This is a genomic window from Halomonas sp. AOP5-B2-8 (genome assembly GCF_052376475.1).
Lineage (GTDB): Bacteria > Pseudomonadota > Gammaproteobacteria > Pseudomonadales > Halomonadaceae > Vreelandella > Vreelandella casei.
The window spans coordinates 280,868-300,485 of the sequence record NZ_JBQSVS010000003.1; the positions used below are offsets into that span (position 1 = coordinate 280,868).

At 53.6% G+C, this 19,618-nt stretch carries 15 protein-coding genes; 8 read left to right on the plus strand and 7 right to left on the minus strand.

Annotated elements, in window-relative coordinates; all coding sequences use genetic code 11:
- Nucleotides 1–16: 16 nt before the first annotated feature.
- The 4 genes from betB (at nucleotide 17) to ACT3RP_RS08920 (ending at nucleotide 7,765) form a co-directional block, all read left to right on the plus strand.
- Nucleotides 17–1,486 carry a betaine-aldehyde dehydrogenase gene (gene betB, locus ACT3RP_RS08905; RefSeq protein WP_441684437.1) on the plus strand — a complete coding sequence of 490 codons (1,470 nt, stop codon included), beginning with the start codon at nucleotides 17–19 and terminating at the stop codon, nucleotides 1,484–1,486.
- A 9-nt stretch (nucleotides 1,487–1,495) separates the two neighbouring features.
- Entirely contained in the window at nucleotides 1,496–3,169 is a 1,674-nt protein-coding gene (gene betA, locus ACT3RP_RS08910) for a choline dehydrogenase (protein WP_483393649.1), read from the plus strand.
- A gap of 231 nt (nucleotides 3,170–3,400) precedes the next feature.
- Nucleotides 3,401–5,887, plus strand: coding sequence for an acyl-CoA dehydrogenase (locus ACT3RP_RS08915; RefSeq protein WP_483393650.1), 2,487 nt, complete (start codon nucleotides 3,401–3,403; stop codon nucleotides 5,885–5,887).
- Nucleotides 5,888–6,121: 234 nt separating this feature from the next.
- On the plus strand, nucleotides 6,122–7,765 hold the full coding sequence (locus ACT3RP_RS08920) for a glycerol-3-phosphate dehydrogenase/oxidase (RefSeq protein ID WP_444672213.1): 1,644 nt from the start codon (nucleotides 6,122–6,124) through the stop codon (nucleotides 7,763–7,765).
- Between the two features lie 76 nt (nucleotides 7,766–7,841).
- Here ACT3RP_RS08920 and ACT3RP_RS08925 read toward each other — a convergent pair whose 3' ends face one another.
- The 3 genes from ACT3RP_RS08925 to ACT3RP_RS08935 all read right to left on the minus strand — a co-directional run bounded on the left by ACT3RP_RS08925 (nucleotide 7,842) and on the right by ACT3RP_RS08935 (nucleotide 11,153).
- Complete coding sequence (locus ACT3RP_RS08925; RefSeq protein ID WP_180096060.1) at nucleotides 7,842–8,066, minus strand: hypothetical protein; 225 nt, start codon at nucleotides 8,064–8,066, stop codon at nucleotides 7,842–7,844.
- 334 nt (nucleotides 8,067–8,400) lie between these two features.
- Complete coding sequence (locus ACT3RP_RS08930) at nucleotides 8,401–9,165, minus strand: DeoR/GlpR family transcriptional regulator (RefSeq protein ID WP_444625507.1); 765 nt, start codon at nucleotides 9,163–9,165, stop codon at nucleotides 8,401–8,403.
- 125 nt (nucleotides 9,166–9,290) lie between these two features.
- Entirely contained in the window at nucleotides 9,291–11,153 is a 1,863-nt protein-coding gene (locus ACT3RP_RS08935; protein WP_483393651.1) for an SLC13 family permease, read from the minus strand.
- Nucleotides 11,154–11,411: 258 nt separating this feature from the next.
- On the opposite strand from ACT3RP_RS08935, the gene ACT3RP_RS08940 reads away from it, so the two are divergent.
- On the plus strand, nucleotides 11,412–12,050 hold the full coding sequence (locus ACT3RP_RS08940) for a TenA family protein (protein ID WP_444625509.1): 639 nt from the start codon (nucleotides 11,412–11,414) through the stop codon (nucleotides 12,048–12,050).
- Nucleotides 12,051–12,155: 105 nt separating this feature from the next.
- On the opposite strand, the gene ACT3RP_RS08945 is transcribed toward ACT3RP_RS08940, so the two are convergent.
- Nucleotides 12,156–13,133, minus strand: a complete 978-nt coding sequence (locus ACT3RP_RS08945) for an NADPH:quinone reductase (RefSeq protein ID WP_441686831.1) — start codon at nucleotides 13,131–13,133, stop codon at nucleotides 12,156–12,158.
- Between the two features lie 235 nt (nucleotides 13,134–13,368).
- Here ACT3RP_RS08945 and ACT3RP_RS08950 point away from each other — a divergent pair, with 235 nt between their 5' ends.
- Both ACT3RP_RS08950 and ACT3RP_RS08955 read left to right on the plus strand, forming a co-directional pair.
- Nucleotides 13,369–14,124 (plus strand): glycerophosphodiester phosphodiesterase family protein, encoded by a 756-nt coding sequence (locus tag ACT3RP_RS08950; RefSeq protein WP_441686830.1) that lies wholly within the window; start codon nucleotides 13,369–13,371, stop codon nucleotides 14,122–14,124.
- A gap of 120 nt (nucleotides 14,125–14,244) precedes the next feature.
- The gene (locus tag ACT3RP_RS08955; RefSeq protein WP_441686829.1) at nucleotides 14,245–15,465 is read left to right on the plus strand and encodes a benzoate/H(+) symporter BenE family transporter; all 1,221 of its coding nucleotides are present in this window, start codon (nucleotides 14,245–14,247) and stop codon (nucleotides 15,463–15,465) included.
- Between the two features lie 50 nt (nucleotides 15,466–15,515).
- Here ACT3RP_RS08955 and ACT3RP_RS08960 read toward each other — a convergent pair whose 3' ends face one another.
- A complete protein-coding gene (locus tag ACT3RP_RS08960) occupies nucleotides 15,516–15,950 on the minus strand; it encodes a hypothetical protein (RefSeq protein WP_441671433.1) in 435 nt (144 codons plus the stop codon).
- 256 nt (nucleotides 15,951–16,206) lie between these two features.
- Between ACT3RP_RS08960 and ACT3RP_RS08965 the strand changes: the two genes are divergently transcribed.
- On the plus strand, nucleotides 16,207–17,925 hold the full coding sequence (locus ACT3RP_RS08965) for a proline--tRNA ligase (RefSeq protein ID WP_444625512.1): 1,719 nt from the start codon (nucleotides 16,207–16,209) through the stop codon (nucleotides 17,923–17,925).
- A 25-nt stretch (nucleotides 17,926–17,950) separates the two neighbouring features.
- On the opposite strand, the gene ACT3RP_RS08970 is transcribed toward ACT3RP_RS08965, so the two are convergent.
- Nucleotides 17,951–19,168 (minus strand): PqqD family protein, encoded by a 1,218-nt coding sequence (locus ACT3RP_RS08970; protein ID WP_483393652.1) that lies wholly within the window; start codon nucleotides 19,166–19,168, stop codon nucleotides 17,951–17,953.
- Nucleotides 19,169–19,176: 8 nt separating this feature from the next.
- On the minus strand, nucleotides 19,177–19,572 hold the full coding sequence (locus ACT3RP_RS08975) for a hypothetical protein (protein ID WP_441686464.1): 396 nt from the start codon (nucleotides 19,570–19,572) through the stop codon (nucleotides 19,177–19,179).
- Nucleotides 19,573–19,618: the final 46 nt, after the last annotated feature.

Genomic DNA, 19,618 nt, shown 5'->3' on the forward strand with positions numbered 1-19,618 from the left:
ATTCGAGGAGACCTACATGGCCGCTCAAGACATACAGCCTCTCTATATTGATGGTCGCCAGGTAAGCGCCACGTCAGGTGAAACCTTTACCGTCACCAATCCTTTTAATGGCAGCCTTATCGCTACGATAGGCCAAGCCAGCCAGTCAGATGTTGACACCGCGGTTGAAGCCGCTCAGCGCGGCCAGCGTGAGTGGGCCGCCATGACCGGCATGCAGCGTTCGCGCGTATTATTGCGCGCCGTGGCATTGTTACGAGAACGTAATGACGAGCTTGCCGAACTGGAAACCCGCAATACCGGCAAGCCGATCAGCGAAACGGCGAGCGTTGATATCGTGACCGGCGCCGATGCGCTTGAGTACTACGCTGGCCTGGCGCCTGCTATTGAAGGCAATCAGATCCCCCTACGTGACAGCTCTTTTGTGTACACCCGCCGCGAGCCGCTGGGCGTGATTGGTGCCATTGGGGCGTGGAACTATCCCATCCAAATAGCTTGCTGGAAAGCAGCGCCGGCGCTGGCCGCAGGCAATGCGGTGGTATTTAAGCCTAGCGAAGTCACCCCACTCACGGTTATGAAGCTGGCCGAGATATTTACACAAGCAGGCCTGCCTAACGGCGTCTTTAACGTGGTGCAAGGCGATGGCCGCGTGGGCGCCATGCTCACCCAGCACCCTGGCATCGCCAAAGTCTCGTTTACTGGCGAAGCGGGCACCGGCAAGAAAGTCATGGCTGCCGCCGCAAGCTCGACCCTGAAAGACGTCACTATGGAGCTTGGCGGCAAGTCGCCGCTGCTGGTATTCGCCGACGCCGACCTGGACCGTGCCGCTGACGCCGCCATGATGGCCAACTTCTATTCAAGTGGCCAAATCTGCACTAACGGCACACGGGTGTTTGTGGAGCGCAGCGTCAAAGATGCCTTTGAAGCCAAGCTGGTCGAGCGCGTTAAGCGCATTAAGGCGGGTGACCCTATGGATCCTAGCGTCAACTTTGGCCCGCTGGTCAGTTTCGAGCATCAAGAGAAAGTGCTTTCCTATATCGCTTTGGGCAAAGAGCAAGGTGCTCGCCTGCTCGTAGGCGGTGACGACTGGAGCACTGGCAGTTTTGCAGATGGCGCCTGGGCTGCACCCACCGTGTTCACCGACTGCACCGACGATATGCGTATCGTGCGTGAAGAGATCTTCGGCCCGGTAATGTCAGTGTTGGTTTTCGATGACGAAAATGAAGTTATTCGCCGCGCCAATGACACCACATATGGACTTGCCGCCGGTGTCTTTAGCGAAAGCCTAAATCGTGCCCACCGCGTGATTCACCAACTGGAAGCCGGTATTTGCTGGATTAACACTTGGGGTGAGTCACCCTCCGAGATGCCGGTAGGCGGCTATAAAGAGTCGGGTATTGGTCGCGAGAACGGTATCGAGACGCTTAATCACTATACCCAAACTAAGTCCGTACAGATTGAAATGGGCCTGTTTGAGTCAGTGTTTTAAGGAGTTATTATGTCTCAACCACGCGAATTTGATTACATCATTATCGGCGCAGGCTCCGCGGGCAACGTGCTTGCTACTCGCCTGACCGAAGACAGCGGCGTCAGTGTGTTGCTACTGGAAGCGGGCGGCCCAGACTATCGCCTCGACTTCCGCACCCAAATGCCAGCGGCCCTGGCATTCCCACTGCAGGGCAAACGCTATAACTGGGCGTTCGAAACCGATCCCGAACCGCATATGGATGGCCGCCGCATGGAGTGTGGCCGAGGCAAAGGCCTGGGCGGCTCGTCGCTGATTAACGGCATGTGCTATATCCGCGGCAACGCCCTCGACTACGAGAACTGGGCCAAACGGCCCGGTCTTGAAGATTGGGACTACCTCAGCTGCCTTCCCTACTTCAAAAAATGCGAAACCCGCGATACCGGCGCTAATAGCTACCACGGTGGTGAAGGCCCGGTCAGCGTGACCACGCCAAAAGCGGATAACAACCCGCTCTATCGCACCTTTATTGAAGCTGGTAAGCAGGCAGGCTACCCGGAAACCGAAGACGTAAACGGCTACCAGCAAGAGGGCTTTGGCCCCATGGACCGCTTTGTGACGCCGAAGGGCCGTCGTGCGTCCACTGCCCGTGGCTACCTAGACACTGCCAAAAAACGCCAAAATTTAACCATTGAAACTCACGCGGTTACTGACGTTATTGAGTTTGAAGGTAAACGCGCCGTTGGCGTTCGTTATGAACAGAAAGGCGAAAAGCAGCAGGTCTACGCACGCCGTGAAGTTCTTTTATGCGGGGGCGCTATCGCCTCGCCGCAGATTTTGCAGCGCTCAGGCATCGGCAATCCAGAACTGCTGAAAGAGCTTAATATCGAGACGGTTCACGCCCTGCCCGGCGTGGGTGAAAATCTCCAGGATCACCTGGAAATGTACATTCAATACGAGTGCAAGGAACCTATCTCGCTCTATCCGGCGCTGAAGTGGTATAACCAGCCTAAAATTGGCGCGGAATGGCTTTTCAATGGCACCGGCGTAGGCGCCAGCAACCAGTTCGAAGCCTGTGGATTCATCCGCAGCCGTGATGAAGAAGAGTGGCCCAATCTTCAGTACCACTTTTTACCCATTGCCATCAGCTACAACGGCAAAAGCGCGGTGCAGGCTCACGGCTTCCAGGCCCACGTTGGCTCTATGCGCTCAGAAAGCCGTGGCCGCATTCGCTTAACGTCGAAAGATCCTCACGCGGCGCCGAGCATTTTGTTCAACTACATGGCTAAAGAGAACGACTGGCAAGAGTTTCGCGACGCCATTCGCCTTACCCGCCATATCATCGCCCAGCCAGCGTTTGAACCATATCGCGGTCGTGAAATAGCCCCTGGCGCTGACGTTCAGTCAGATGCTGAAATCGATGCATTCGTTAAGGAACACGCCGAAACGGCCTACCACCCCTGTGGCAGCTGCAAAATGGGTAGCGATGAACTCGCCGTGACCGATGGCCAGGGCCGCGTCCATGGCATTGAAGGTCTGCGCGTGGTCGATGCGTCACTTTTCCCGGTAATCCCTACTGGCAATCTAAACGCCCCGACCATTATGTTGGCGGAAAAAATCGCTGACCGTATAAAAGGCAGCGCACCGCTGCCTCGTGCCAGCGTTGACTACTATGTAGCAAACGGCGCACCCGCACAGCGCGTCTAAACATAAGCGCACCTGAACATTTAGTCCGTTTATCACTCAAAACGTCATGGCTTATTGCCATGGCGTTTTTTTATAGTGTGTGCGGCTATAATGGCCTTAACCCTACCTAAATACTTGCACCAAACGGCACCCATCTGCCAATATTCAAACATCCGTTCGACCCGTTATTGTATTGCCTTTTTACTAACAACAGCAGGCTGAAATAAAAGGCCTGAAACAGAGAGAGAGTCTATGCTCACCCTACTCCTTATCGTGCTCGCCATCGCAGGTCTGCTCGTGGTAATGCGCCGTGAAGCTGGCGCTCCCGCGGCGCTGATCGTGCTTGCCGTGCTGGGCCTCGTTGGCCTGCTGTTTGACGCGAAAGTGATCGGCCTGCTACTGCTTATTGCCGCTGCGGCGGTTGCCGCCGCTGGCCTCCCCGCGCTGCGTAGCCAATGGCTAACGCCGCGCCTATTTACCATGTTTAAAAAGGTAGCGCCGAAAGTATCGGCGACAGAGCGCACGGCTTTAGAAGCAGGCAGCGTTTCGTGGGATGGCGAATTATTTTCAGGCAAGCCTCAGTGGGACAAACTGCTGGCTTTTAAAGACGACGGGCTGCGCGACGATGAGAAAGCCTTTCTAGCCAACCAGTGCGCCAAAGCGGCGGGGATGTGCAATGCCTGGGATATCGCCCATGAGCGCGCCGACCTGCCCCAGCAACTGTGGGACTACCTGAAAAAAGAAGGCTTCTTCGGCATGATTATTCCGAAGGAGTACGGCGGGCTTGGCTTCTCCGCGAAAGCCCAGTCGATGGTGCTGCAAAAACTCTCTGCCAATGAAACGCTGATGGTCACCGTGGGCGTTCCCAACTCACTCGGCCCCGGTGAACTGCTGCTTAAATACGGCACCCAAGAGCAAAAAGATCACTACCTGCCGCGCTTATCCGACGGCCGTGAAATCCCTTGCTTTGGCCTGACCGGCCCTCGCGCGGGCTCAGACGCCACGTCCCTGCCCGACACCGGCATCGTCTGCAAGCAGACCATCAATGGCGAAGAGGTGCTGGGTATTCGTCTTAACTTCGAAAAGCGCTGGATCACCCTCGCCCCCATCGCCACCGTTGTGGGCCTTGCGTTTCGCTTGTTTGATCCAGAGAAACTGCTGGGTGACGAAGAAGATCGCGGCATAACCTTGGCCTTGATTCCCCGTGACACCGCTGGCATGGAAATAGGTCGTCGCCATCACCCTATCGGCAGCCCGTTTATGAACGGACCGATTGTGGGTAACGATGTCTTTGTACCGCTGGACACCATCATTGGTGGCCAGGACATGATCGGCCAAGGCTGGCGCATGCTGGTGGAATGCTTATCTATTGGCCGCTGTATCACGCTGCCGTCAGGCGCTACCGGCACTGCGCGCTATGCGCTGGGTTGGAGCGGCGGTTTCACCCGTGTTCGTCGTCAGTTCAACGTGCCGGTGGCGGAAATGGAAGGTGTGCAAGAGCCGCTCGCACGCATGGCAGCGATGGCCTACATTTCCCAGGCAACCGTGTACCAAACCGCGAACATGATTGATCACGGCGAAAAACCCGCGGTGCCTTCAGCGATTCTGAAAAGTCAGCTAACCGAGTTTCAGCGCGTGCTGCTTAGTGACGCCATGGATGTTCATGGCGGTAAGGCCGTGACGCTTGGCCCGCGCAACTATTTGGGCATCGGCTACAGCGCAAACCCGGTGGCGATTACCGTGGAAGGCGCCAACATTATGACCCGTAACCTGATGATCTTTGGTCAGGGCGCTATCCGCTGTCACCCGTATGTGCTGGATGAACTGGCCGCTAAAGACGCAAACGATATTCAGGCGTTTGATAAAGCCTTCTTCAGCCATGCAGGGCTGATTTTCGGCAACGCAGCTCGCGCCTTAACCCTCGGCTTTGGCCTGGGTAAAGCTAGCGTGCCTTTCGATGCTCCTGCCGCTATGTATGCCCAAGACGTGGCACGTCTCTCTGCGGGCTTCGGGCTATGTGCCGATGCCGCGATGGCAAGCTTAGGCTCAGCGCTTAAGAAGCGCGAGATGCTTTCTGCACGCCTGGGCGATGTGCTTTCGAATCTTTATCTCACGTCAATGGTGCTGAAGCAGTGGCAAGCCGGCAGTAAGGTAGAAGGCGAAGAAGCGCTATTGCACTATAGCTGCCGCTTTTTACTCCAGCGTGCCGAGCAAGCGCTTGTGGAGGTTTTCGATAATCTTCCCAATCGTATCCTGGGTAAAACGCTCAATGCCTTGGTCATGCCGGCCGGCCGTCGCTGGAATAAGCCCCATGACGATCTTGCCCGCGACATCGCCAAGCGCGTTTCCACCCACAGCGCTCTGCGCACAAAGCTGTTGGATAACACTTGGGACGCGGATGACGGTGAACAGCGCAACCCGCTAGCACGCTATAACGCCCTGCTGGTTGACTATGACCGCGCCGAGGTACTCTATCGAACGGTGAATAAAGCCTATTCAAAAGGTGAGATACCGCAAACGGCGCTTCACCCGGAAGCTCGTATTGAGGCCGGTTTGGAAAAAGGCCTCATCAGCGAGGACGATGCCGTCTTCATGCGTACCTTTGAAGCGGAAGTGTTGGAAATGCTCACCGTCGATGACTTCGCCTACGATGCCTTTGCCAAGAACAAATCCACGCTAATTGATCATAACGGCCAATCCTCGCCAGCACCTCAGCAGGAAGAAGCCGGCATTAAATAACGCTTTTTGCTCTGCTCGCCTTCAACCGGCCCCTGATAATAAGGGGCCGTTTTTTTTGCGCCCACGTTATCTACCTACCGAGCAGTCTATAAGGCGATGCTAGCCTAATGCGTCCAAAAGAACATTGAATGTTCGAAAATGATCACCTATAGTTTCGTTAGTGAAAAAAACAATAAACCTCCTACTGTTCACACCATGACGGTAAGCGAGTTTTTTATGTTAACGGGGCCCGCCATGACACTGCGAAATCGAAACACTGAAAAGTTACCTACCGATATTTTTGACGCGCTCATTATCGGTGGCGGTATTAATGGCGCGGCCACGGCAGCGGCACTGGCAGGAAAAGGCGCAAAAGTTGCCTTGATTGACCGTGGCGACTTCGCCGGCAGCACCAGCATGCACTCCTCCAATTTAGTATGGGGAGGCATTAAATATATGGAAAGCAACGACTTTTCACTGGTTCGAAAGCTGTGTAAAAGCCGCAATCACTTGATTAAGAGCTATCCTTCCACGGTGCAGGAAATCCGCTTTCTAACCACTATTTCAAAAGGTTTTCGCCACTCACCGCGCTACCTATGGGCAGGCACCTGGCTTTATTGGCTAATGGGTAATGGCTTTACCAAATTGCCACGACTACTCTCATCGAAAAAGATCAAGCACGAAGAGCCCATCATCAACACGCAGAACTCGGTCGGTGGTTTTGAATACTCCGATGCTTATCTTCACGATAATGATGCACGGTTTGTGTTTAATTTTATGCGCCACGCGCTCAACTATGGCGCGGTTGCCGCAAACTACGTTGAGTCACTCGGTGCCGAGCGCGAGGGTGATTTATGGGTCACCAAGGCGCGCAACGTAATGGATGGCAGTACCTTTGACATTCGCGCCAAGGTACTGATTAACGCGGCAGGCCCCTGGGTAGATCAACATAATGAGCTAACACGTCAAAAAACGACGCACCACCATCTTTATTCCAAAGGTATTCACCTTATCGTCCCGCAGTTAACCGATTCCCAGCGCGTACTGGCGTTTTTTGCTGACGACGGGCGGCTATTTTTTGTCATTCCCATGGGTAATCGTACCTGCATCGGCACCACCGATACGCATATGGAGCACCCGGAGGTTGACGTCACCGCTGACGATATCGCCTTTGTGTTGGAAAATATCAACAAGCGTTTAACGTTAGATAAACCGCTTAGCCAAGACGACATTATCTCGACACGCTGCGGAGTGCGGCCGTTAGCGATTAAAGGCGATCAAGGCAGTGACCGTGATTTCTTGCAGCTTTCGCGCAAGCACGTGATCGATACCAATGACGACAGCGCCCATATCAGTATCTTTGGCGGCAAACTCACCGACTGTTTAAACGTTGGTGATGAAATTGCCGAGGAAATGACGCGCTTGGGCGTAACGCTATCCGCGCCTGATTTTAAATGGTATGGCGAGCCAGCAGACGCCGTGAAGCAGCAGTTTATGGATCAGGCCAAACGCATGAACTTAGATGCGATGACCGCAGCTACTTCATCAGAGCCTCTCTCGACGCGACTCTGGCGGCGCTACGCTGACCAAGCTGTTCAGATGCTAGCCAAAATCCAAGAGGACCCTGCTCAAGCTGACATCTTAATTGAAGGCACCGAATATATTCGCTGCGAGTTAGAGCACGCCCGCGACCACGAAATGATCACCCAGCTTGAAGATTTTCTACGTCGTCGCGCCAAAGTCTCGCTTGTCGTACCCCATGAGCAGCTGCGCCAATCCAGTGGCTTAAAAGAGGCCTGCCGCGTGCTATTTGGCGACGATGCTGAAGAGCGCTTTAATAGCTATTTTGAACTGCACCGAGATACCTCACGGCCAGCGATATCCGCGGCTGACGCTTAAGCTTTTCGCCGCTACAAAAAAGCCCCCTTACGTAATAAGGGGGCTAGTTGTTGCTTACCGGTTAAAACCTCGCGCCCTACTCTTCGTCTTCAATGCGCAGCTGAGAATCTCCAGAGAGCACTTCATCCCAGGCCTCTTCCAGCGTGCAGCCTGAGCGACTGTCTACGGTATCGATGACCTCAACCGCATGCTGTAGTGACTCACGATTGCCCTTTAACGCCACGACCAGCCTAGCGAGATCTTGCTTGCTGAAAGAGCTAGCGATGCTATCGGCTTGTTGGCTAAGTTCGATGCAGTTCATTAGTAATACCTCATGGTATGGTCATCCGCTGCCGGTCCGTTAATCGGTTACCAAGCAGCCATCTTATTGAGAAAGAAGGGTGACATTGCTACTCATGCTGGACCGGATAAGTGTCCAGTTCGGTAATTGCGAGATGGTCACAAGCGTTACAAGACCTTCGCCTTTAGCACTGGGTAATCATGAAGCGCTATGGTTCTGTAGCAGGGATCAGTTCAGTGGCTCGGGATAACGAAGCACTCGCCTGATCCGTGAATTCACTATGGGTCACGACAACAAAGCGAACAATGCGTCATTGGCCGCAGCCGCCGTTGTAACCCAACTACATCACCGCGAATTAAGCGCTGGCGATGTGAAGCGCAACATCATGCTGGGTGAGTAAACGCTGAATCGACTCTGGGGGCTTACGGTCGGTGAATAACGCGTCAAGCTGATCCAAATTACCTTGGCGCACCACCGGATTGCGGTGGAATTTCGAATAGTCTGCCGCCAAATAGATGCGCCGCGAGTTTGCGATAATAGCCTGAGCAACGCGGACTTCCTGATAATCAAACTCAAGCAGAGAGCCATCCTCATCGATACCGCTGATGCCGATAATGCCGTAGTCCACTTTAAACTGATTGATAAAGTCGATAGTGGCTTCGCCAATGATACCGCCATCGCGAGAACGCACCTGGCCACCGGCAATAATGACGGTAAAATCCTCTTTATGCTGCAAGATGGCGGCGACATTAAGATTATTAGTAATAATCTCCAACCCCTGATGCTCTAGCAACGCCTGAGCCACCATTTCATTACTGGTGCCGATATTAATAAACAGTGACGAGTGATTAGGAATATTCTGAGCTAAGCAGTGGGCAATGCGCTCTTTCTCTTCCAAGTGCAGCGTCTTGCGGGTGCTGTACGCAGTGTTGACCGTACTGGACTCGATCCCTACGCCACCATGGACTCGTCGAACCCGCCCTTCATCAGCCAGCGTGTTTAAATCGCGGCGGATGGTTTGCGGCGTCACCGAAAAGTGGGCGGTGAGTTGTTCAATGCTCATATAGCCTTGCTGCCGAACTAGCTCGACAATGGCATCCTGACGAAATTGTTGGTTCATAGGCCCGGCCTGTTCGATTTTTATTGGTATCAGAGCGTAGTAGGTTAGCAAAATTTTCGAAACCTAATAACAATCATCCACCATTCGCTCTATATCTATTAATAGGCCGAGAGTGACAAACTCTCCTAAAGCGGCCACACCAGCAAAATGAGCGGTATAGAAACGGCTAACACCACCACTGACAGTGGCAAGCCCAGCTTCCAATAATCACTAAACCGATACCCACCGGGCCCCATGACCAACGTGTTTGACTGATGCCCAATCGGCGTTAAAAACGCACAGGATGCACTGATCGCCACGACCATTAAAAATGGATCAAGCGAAACGTCGAAGCCATTGGCCAAACTGACTGCAATTGGCGCCATAAGCAGCGCCGCTGCCGCATTGTTAACCACATTAGAAAGTAACATGGAGAGAAGGAACAATCCGATCATGGTGACCACTACCGGCCAGTCGCTGCCAAAATGCAGCAGCGTATTGGCCACCAGGTCCGCGCCACCGCTAGTTTCTAATGCTTCGCCAACCGGAATCATTGCCGCTAGCAGTACGATCACAGGGCCGTCAATCGCCTGATACCCTTCACGTAACGGCAGCACGCCGATCAGCAGTGAAATCAGTGCCGCGGTACTCATGGCAACGGCTGCAGGCAATAAATCAAATATCATCGCCATGATCGCGAGAGCAAAAATGGCAATCGATATCACCAACTTGCGCGGCTGACCTAAATGCAGCTCACGTTTTGCAAGTGGCAGGCAGCCAAGTGAGGCTAAATTTTCTGAAATTTCATTTTCACTGCCCTGAAGCAATAAAACATCACCATTTTTAAAACGAATATCGCGCAAGCGCTGCTTCAAGCGCCCGCCGTCACGGGCAACGGCCACTAAGTGCAACCCAAACTGATGATTTAAACGCAGCTGCCGCACGCTGCGATTAATCATCATTGAGTCATTGCGCACAACCGCTTCGATTAGCTGTAGGCCCTCGGTATCGACCGGTGCGGCCTCCTTCGCTGGCTTTTTCTTAGCAGACTCAGCGTCAGGGTGCTCGGATGTATCTGATTCTTCCTCAGCGTCCTCTTCCCGTTCGGCAATCGCGCTAAGCCCTACTTTGTCTTCCAGCATTTGAAGCTCATCAGGGCCTGCTTCTAATAGCAGAATGTCGCCCTCTTTCAAAGCACCGTGAAAATCATACCCTGCACGGCGCTCATCATCACGCACCACCGCCAGCACGGGGATCGTTTCGTCCAGCTCGTCGCGCAGCTGCTGCAACGTTAAGCCTTTGGCTTTTGATCCCTCTGCCACTTTTAACTCGACCAAATAGTTGGCGGTATCAAACATTTCATCCGTAGAGGCTTGCCCGCTGCGTTTTGGCGTCAGGCGCCAGCCGATTAACACAATAAAAGCCAGCCCCGCCAGCGCGACGGCAACACCCACGGGAGAAAAGCTAAACATACTGAACGCTTCGCCCGTCACTTCACGCCGATAGCTGGAAATAATAATATTGGGCGGCGTACCGATCAACGTGGTCAGGCCACCGAGCAATGATCCAAATGCCAGCGGCATCAGCAGTAAAGAAGGCGAGGTGTTGTGCTCACGGGCCAGCCGCATCGCCACTGGAAGCAGCAGCGCCAAGGCACCCACATTATTCATAATACCCGACAGCAGTGTGACGGTGCCCACCAACACTAACAGCTGGAGAAGCAGGTTTTCACCGACTTTAAGCACTTGATTTGAAATAATATCGACCACACCAGAGCGCTCAAACCCACGGCTAAGCACCAGCACAGCGGCGACGGTAATTACCGCCGGGTGGCCAAAACCAGCGAAGGCGCCTTCAGCGGGCACCAGGCCCAGCATCACAGACCCTAACAGTGCTGCCAGCGCGACTAAATCATAGCGAAAACGGCCCCATATAAAAGCAACCAGCGTTAGTCCAAGTACGATAAACACTAACGTACTTGGTGCCAAACCGATAACGTCTGCTGCCATGCTAATCACCTCCGTGTGCCGCCATTGAATAAGAGCAAGGCGATTGCACCGCCCTATCAGTTTACTTGTCGAACTGCCGTATAAGCTAACGGTGCATACATCACCTATACATTAGGCGATATCTATACAGCCGTATATGACCTGCAGATGGCGCGTGAAAAATATAACTAACTCACTGCCTACACAAGCATTCACTGCACTCTACCGTTGAAATCGATAAGATAGCGGTCAAGGGTTATTCAGCACACTGGAGATCGTATGGATTTATGTCACCGCCTGCGCGAAGCTGCCCAGCCCCACTGGAATGCCTCGGTCAATCATCGTTTTGTGGACCAATTGCTTGAAGGCAAGATTGCGGATAACGTTTTTGCTCGCTATTTGGTTCAGGATTTTCACTTTTGCGATAGCTTTGTACGATTACTTGGCGCTGCGGTTTGTGTCGCCGACGATCCAGATGCCCGCCTAACGCATGCACGCCAGCTTTCGGTACTGGCGGGTAGCGAATATCGCTATTTTATTGATTCGTTTGCAGCATTAAACATTCCCGAAGCACAGTGGAAAAATCCGGAACTGGCCGAGCCAACCCACGCGTTTATTGCGCTAATGGAAAGCGCCTGCAATTCACAGGATTACGCCTTTATCCTGGTAGTACTGGTAGTCGCTGAATGGCTCTATCTCGAGTGGGCTCAGCGTGCTCAAGAACCGCTGCCTATACGCCCTGAACACCGCGACTGGATTGTGCTCCATAACGAGCCTGATTTTGTTCGCTGGGTTAATTTTTTATGTAACGAGCTAAACCGCGTAGGCGCCGAGCGCGATTTTGAAACGCTTAGCAAGCCGTTTATTGAAGCCAGCCAAATTGAGCAGCGTTTTTTTGATATGGCCTTTGAGGTATAACCCTAAACTGCCACTATTTAAGCGGTAGCTATTAATGCTTTAAAATAACCTAAGCCGTAAGTAACAAAAGCCGCTCACAGCGGCTTTTGTTACTAGCATGATGCCTTAGGGAAGCAATACGGTTGAACCCGTGGTTTTGCGGCTCTGTAGCGCATCCTGTGCGTTACCAGCCTCGGCCAGCGGATAGCGGTTAGCGATATCAATCGTAATTTTACCGCTCTCAAGCATGGCGAAGAAGTCATCGCACATTGCTTCCAAACGCTCCCGCGTGTCCGCATAGCCGTTAAGGCTTGGACGAGTGACAAACAGCGCACCCTTCTGATTCAAAATACCAATATTCACGCCGTCAACCGGGCCGGAAGAGTTGCCAAAACTAACCATTAGAGCGCGGGGCTTTAAACAATCTAACGATGTTTCCCACATATCTTTGCCCACAGAATCGTAGACCACGTCGCACATTTCACCGTTCGTCAGCTCACGTACACGCTCGACAACGTTCTCTTCGCTGTAATTAATCGTCGCCCAGGCACCGTTTGCCATCGCGAGATCCGCTTTTTCTTGCGAGCTGACCGTACCGATCAGTTTTACACCTAACGCTTTCGCCCATTGGCAGGCAATCGAACCAACTCCGCCGGCGGCCGCATGGAATAAAATAGTTTCGCCGCCTTTCAGCGCATAGGTTTGACGAAGCAGATACTGCACGGTCAGGCCCTTGAGCATACTGGCCGCCGCTGTCTCAAAATCAACCGAGTCGGGCAGTTTGATGACCTTTGCCGCTGGCAGTGTGTGCAGTTGAGCATAGGCGCCTAACGGGCCTTGCGCATAGGCGACGCGATCACCGACGCTTAAGTGTGTGACGCCTTCACCAACGGCGTCGACAACGCCCGCGCCTTCGGTACCTAGCCCCGAAGGCATAGACGGCGCTGGATAAAGGCCGGTACGAAAATAAATATCGATAAAGTTAAGGCCGATCGCTTTATTGGCAATGCGCACTTCACCTTGACCTGGATCAGCAGAGTTCACATTGACCAGCTCAAGCACGTCGGAGGCGCCGGTACGTGTAAATTGGATACGCTGAGACATTAGATCGTCCTTATTGATTGTTAAGTTTAGTCACTATTCAACCGGTTAATAACAGATAGCTGGTGAATAGCAGACGTACGGCTGATACTGCTATCGAAGCGTGTTGCGTCCTATAAATCAAGCTCGCATGCTAGCGCATTTGAATACATGCCTGCACCTGAGCACTGAAACACAGCAGTCATGCACCCATGCTAGACTTAACGCATATCTATCGTCGAAGGCTTAGGGATTTTTCATGACCCACCCTGCAATTCAACTGCCCACGCTGATTGCTCACCGGGGCTATTCAGCCGCTGCCCCTGAAAACACCTTGTCGGCAGTGCGCGCCGCTTATCAGGCCGGGATCAACTGGGTAGAGTTAGATGTGCAGCTACTCGGTGACGGCACGCCGGTGATTTGGCACGATGCTGACGTAGCGCGCTGCTCGAATAGCCGCGGAGCGCTTGCGTCGATGGACTGGGCCCATGCCCAAACCTTAGATGTGGGCAGCTGGTTTGGCGATGCCTTTTCGGGCGAAAAAATGGCCAGCTTAGAGGCGATGCTAGCGCTGCTTAACGAGCTGGGCATGGGCGTCAATATGGAGATTAAGGTCAACAAAGGCCGTGATCCCATCGCACTGGTGGAGCGCACACTACCGGTAATGCTCGATACTCTGCCCTCCGAGCGGCTGATTATCTCCTCCTTTGATAGCCGCGCGCTTGCCCACTGTCGTCAGTTTGCGAACAGCGACCGACTAGCACTGGGCGTGCTGCTCGGCAGCGTGCCTAAAATATGGCGCCCCCAGTGCGAGGCTATTGAGGCCTTCAGCGTGCACCCCGATTGGCCACGCTTAAAGCGTACCCAAGCCGAAGCCATACTGCACGATGGCTACCAGCTACTCTGTTACACCGCCAACGACCCAAGCGCCTTTCATAGCCGGTGGGCATGGGGCATTAGCAGCGTTATCACCGATGAGCCCGCCGCATTCAAACGCTTTTTAGATAGCCATTAACGTCGAGCGTCATTCATAACAGAGGCGCCAGACAAGCTGGTGCCTGGACGCACAGTGCGCTGTAACGCACAATGCAGCGCTATTTGACGACTTATGTTGGCGCGCTTCGCGGGAGGCCTCATGCAGGAAACATCAGACGACCCTTCATCCCAGCCCCCAGCGCGGCGGTATTCGCTATGGCACGACATGAGTGTCTCAAGCGTTACCGCGGGTTTTGTCGCCGTTACTATTGGCTATACCAGCTCAGCGGCGATTATTTTCCAAGCGGCTGCCGCTGCAGGCGCATCACCGGCACAAATCAGCTCTTGGCTATGGGCGCTAGGCCTTGGCATGGGGGCGACCTCACTGGGTCTATCATTACGCTATCGCATGCCGTTACTCACCGCATGGTCTACTCCCGGCGCGGCCTTCCTAGCGACGAGCTTACCTGGCATTCCCATGCAAGAGGCTATCGGCGCCTTTCTATTTTCGGCGCTGTTAATTACCGTGTGCGGCGTGACGGGCATGTTTGAACGCTTAATGCGCTATATACCCAGTGCGATTGCCTCGGCCATGCTAGCTGGCATACTACTTCGCTTTGGATTAGATCTTTTCGTGGTCATGGAACGCGAGTGGTTGATACCGCTGTTAATGCTCGCTGCCTGGGTAGCGGGACGACGTTTATGGCCATCACTGGCAGTACCTGGCGTCTTGATAACGGGCTTGGCTATCGCCGCCTTGCAAGGTCAAATCAACCTGCATGATGTCCCTCTCTCTCCGTCCATTCCCGTGTTTACGGCACCGGCATTTACTCTTTCTACGCTCATTGGCATTGGCATACCGCTGTTTGTCATCACCATGGCCACACAAAACTTGCCGGGTGTCGCGGTGCTGCGCGCGGCCGGCTACCACCCCAATAGCTCGCCACTGATTAGCTGGACAGGCGCCACTACGCTGCTATTAGCGCCGTTTGGTGCCTTTGCACTGAATATGGCGGCCATTAGCGCGGCGGTGTGCCTGGGCCCTGACGCGCATGAGAATCCACATAGGCGTTACACGGCGGGCGTGGCAGCGGGTGTTTTCTATATCATTTTAGGCATTTTCGGTGCCACCGTTACGGGGGTATTTAACGCAATGCCTTCGGCACTCGTGATGGCTTTAGCGGGCATTGCTCTGCTAGGCACCTTAGGCGGTGGCCTGGCTAATGCCTTTTATGACGCGAAGCAGCGTGATGCAGCCATTGTGACGTTCTTACTGACCGGTTCAGGCATTACTTTACTGGGAATTGGAGGCGCATTTTGGGGGCTGGTGGCGGGTCTAATGGTATTAACGATAACCACAAAAAAGCCCAGCGCGGCGTGAAGCCTGCGCTGGGCTTTTAAAGCCAGTCACTATCGCGGTATGTCATTTAACTACATCGCTGACAGCTTCTCATCATCCAGCACGCCTGACATACGAACCATCGCCAAGGCTTCATCCAGGCTGCCCATTTCTTCAATCATTACCAGCTCATTTTCCAAGCTCACCGGCTTGCCCGCGGTCTCTGAGAGCAACTTCTCTAGTGAGGCTACGTCCATAGCGTCGTCTAAGTGGCGAACATCAACTGACGCGCTATTGCGGCCCGGCAGATAGATAGTGCCATTAGAGAAATCCACGGCGTAAGCAATCACCCCAGGTACGATAAAAAACAGCAGCCCTACGCTATTAGCGATAGCAATGACCGGGTCAATATCGCCACTTAGCTGGCCTTTTCGCTCAGGATGAAAAATCGTACCACAACCACTTAGTGCCACCACAGAAGCCCCAACGACGGCTCCCGTCAACCAGCGACGCACTACATGATGCATGAAGGTTCCCTCAAGTAATAAGAATAACGGTCGCCGGGTAGATATTGTGACTTGGCGTCTTATTGCCGATGACCGCACCGTAAACCAAAGCAGTTTAGCACAATCTATCAAAAGCATAGGGCGCTGGTGAGAAGTAGGATTTTGCCGCTTTAACGACTAGGCCGTACAATGTCGTCATCCAACGCTAACGGGGCTATAACGCCCTATCACTAAGCCCTGATTTTTCAGTACACGTACCTAAGGAATGCTCACGCCCATGCGCGCCAGCCAATTACTGATTGCCACGTTAAAAGAAACGCCGGCCGATGCCGAAGTCATTAGCCACCAGTTAATGTTACGCGCCGGGATGATTCGCCGCTTAACGTCTGGCCTGTATACGTGGCTGCCGCTTGGCCTTCGCACGCTGCGAAAAGTGGAAGCCATTGTGCGTGAAGAAATGAACAGCGCTGGCGCTCAAGAAGTACTGATGCCCGCCGTGCAACCTGCTGAGCTTTGGCAGGAATCAGGCCGTTGGGAGCAATATGGCCCTGAGCTGCTACGCATGAAAGATCGTCACGACCGTGACTATTGCGTGGGCCCTACCCACGAAGAAGTTATTACCGACCTGGTGCGCAAAGAAATCGCCAGCTATAAACAGCTACCGGTCAGCTTCTACCAAATTCAAACCAAATTTCGTGACGAAATTCGCCCACGCTTTGGTGTGATGCGCTCGCGTGAATTTATCATGAAAGATGCTTACTCTTTTCACCTTGATGAAGACTCGCTGAAACAGACCTATCAAGACATGTACGACGCCTACACGCGTATCTTCACACGCTTAGGGCTTAATTTCCGCCCTGTGATCGCGGATAACGGCTCCATAGGTGGTTCCGGCTCACACGAATTCCACGTCTTAGCCGACTCTGGCGAAGACGATATCGTGTTCTCTAACGCGTCAGATTACGCGGCCAACATAGAGAAAGCCGAGGCATTGCCCGCACCGCTTGGCAGCCAAGCCGCTCGTTCCGAGCCTAGCGAAGAGCTACGCTTAGTTGAGACGCCCGATGCCAAGACCATCGCAGCCTTAGTTGAGCAGTTTGATCTGCCCATTGAGAAAACGATTAAAACACTAATGGTGCAAGCAGCCGAAGGTGGGCTGATCGCGCTGCTGATACGCGGTGATCACACGTTAAACGAAGTTAAAGCCGAAAATCTTCCCCAGGTAGCCGCCCCGCTCACCATGGCCACAGAAGAAGAAATTCGCGCTCTTGTTGGTGCAGGCCCTGGCTCACTTGGCCCCGTAGGTCTTGAGATGCCGATCATTATTGATCGAAGCGTCGCCCTTATGAGCGACTTTGGCGCAGGCGCCAACGTCGATGGCAAACACTACTTCGGCATTAACTGGCAGCGCGATGTCGCCTTGCCCGACGTTGCCGACCTGCGCAACGTGGTCGAAGGCGATCCCTCCCCAGACGGCCAAGGTACGCTGTCTATTAAGCGCGGCATTGAAGTGGGCCATGTTTTCCAGCTGGGTCAAAAATACTCACAGGCTATGAACGCGAACGTACTGGGCGACAACGGCAAAACCAGCCATCCATGGATGGGTTGTTACGGCATCGGCGTAACGCGCGTAGTCGCGGCGGCCATTGAGCAAAATCACGACGAATCCGGCATTATCTGGCCCAACGCGATTGCACCGTTCCAAGTGGCGCTAGTGCCGATGAATGCACACAAATCTCAGCGTGTGCGCGAAGAGTCTGAACGGCTATACCAAGCACTGAGCGCTGCGGGATTAGACGTGTTGCTGGATGACCGCGATACTCGCCCAGGGGTTAAATTCGCCGACCTGGAACTGATGGGTGTGCCTCACCGCTTAGTGATTGGCGATCGTGGCTTAGACAACGGCGAACTGGAATATAAAGGCCGTCGAGACAGCGAAGCGACCATGGTTTCTGCGGATAAAATCATTGACTTTCTGCGCGAAAAAGCCAGCTAATACATGAGTTAAAGCCACCGCGCAGCTAACGGCGCGGTGGCTCTTCAATCAAACCAGCGGCTAAAAATTGCCCCAGCAGCTCGGCGATATCTTTGCGGACTTGCTCAAGCGAGACCGGCATAAAAAAGGCTGCCAGCGTTTGGCTAAGCTCCTCTATAGTAAGCGCCTCATACTGCAATAACCCCCATGCCGCCCGGCTCGTCAGATTCATTCTGTGAATGGCGCCACCCTCTTCGACAATCACAAATAGCTCATCGCCCAGCGGATATTCGTACGCGGCTTGGCAGGCGTGCCAGCAGCGCTGATCGTTTCGATCCAAGGCAGCAACGCCAGGTGTAGGCACGTCTTGTGACGCTAGCGCATCGTTTGACGGCCGTGCATTCATCACCTTTTCTAGCTCACGCCCCACGAAATCGGCCGCTTGAAAAGCATCGGCGTAACGCAATAGAAAACAAGGGACATGCTTCATCAAGGACCAAAACTTAGCGACTAATACTTGGTCAGAGAGCGTGTCAGCGAAATTCTGCTTTAACAGTTGCCACAGCCCCTCGCCGTGCTGAAGCGCTGTTAGCTGCGGGGAAGTAACACTATCATCACGATCAATCAGTATAATCGCGCCAACCGGGCACTTTTCACCATGACTGGCTAACAGCGTTTCATCCAGTGCGACATAGCCATAGCGATCATCGCTTGGCCCCTGATGATGATTAATAAAGTCCCGAAACTCTTCGTCTAGAGAAGCGGGAAGCGGCAAACGCAGCCTGGGAGCAACGCCAAGCGACAGACCCTCACCTTCAGGGGTTAATGCCACTACGTCATCGCCAAACACTCGATAACCGGCAGCCGCAAAAGCGGCTGTAAGCGTACTCTTACCCGCACGATGTGAGTCAGGAAAGATAACAAGCTGATCGTTTATTTGTGCAGAACCGCAGTGCAGGCCAATGTAATCAGGATGACAATGTAAAAATGCCCCGGCTAAATCGGCAATAACGCTGCATGCAGCGCTGACGGGCGTATCCAGCCACATACCTTTTGGCAGTGCTGGCGCCTGCTGCCAAAAGCCATCTTCTTGCTGCCAAACGCAAATCTCAGGGGCAGTCGGCTGAAGCGAACACTCGGTTAACGGCCACCCAGGCATCGCCGCCCGCAGAACCGGCAATAGCGGCTGTGCATTCATCAATCGAATATATGGGCCGATGCCGGGTAACGCATAGTCATGGGCAAGACCGTCTGCAGCGTTCATCACTCACCTCACCATAAATGCTTCAGTACACGACTAATACGCAGCTCGATCACACCGTCGCGTTCAAATCGTGAAAGCTCATCGAGGCGTGACCTGTAGGCCCGAGGCTCATAGCCACGGGATGAACCATGGCGACGATTGTCGTGCGAGTTGGCGTGGCGGTGTCGAGAATGGTTAGGTCGAGAATGACGCGGTCTTGAATGGCTGGGTCTGGAGTAACTTGCTCTTGAGTAGCTCGCTCTTGAGTAACTAGGCCGCGAACGATGGTCGTGGGCTTGCGCTTGATCCATTGAAAGCAGCGTAGGTGCCACGTAAAGAGCTGCCGCGCCCAAGCCTAAGCTGGCTAACACCTGACGGCGGGAACGACGCTGCTTTAATAAGGTAGGCTCTTCGATTTGGCTCATCTCTTTTCTCCGCAGTTATCGAACACTGTTTGATTTCTGCATTCAC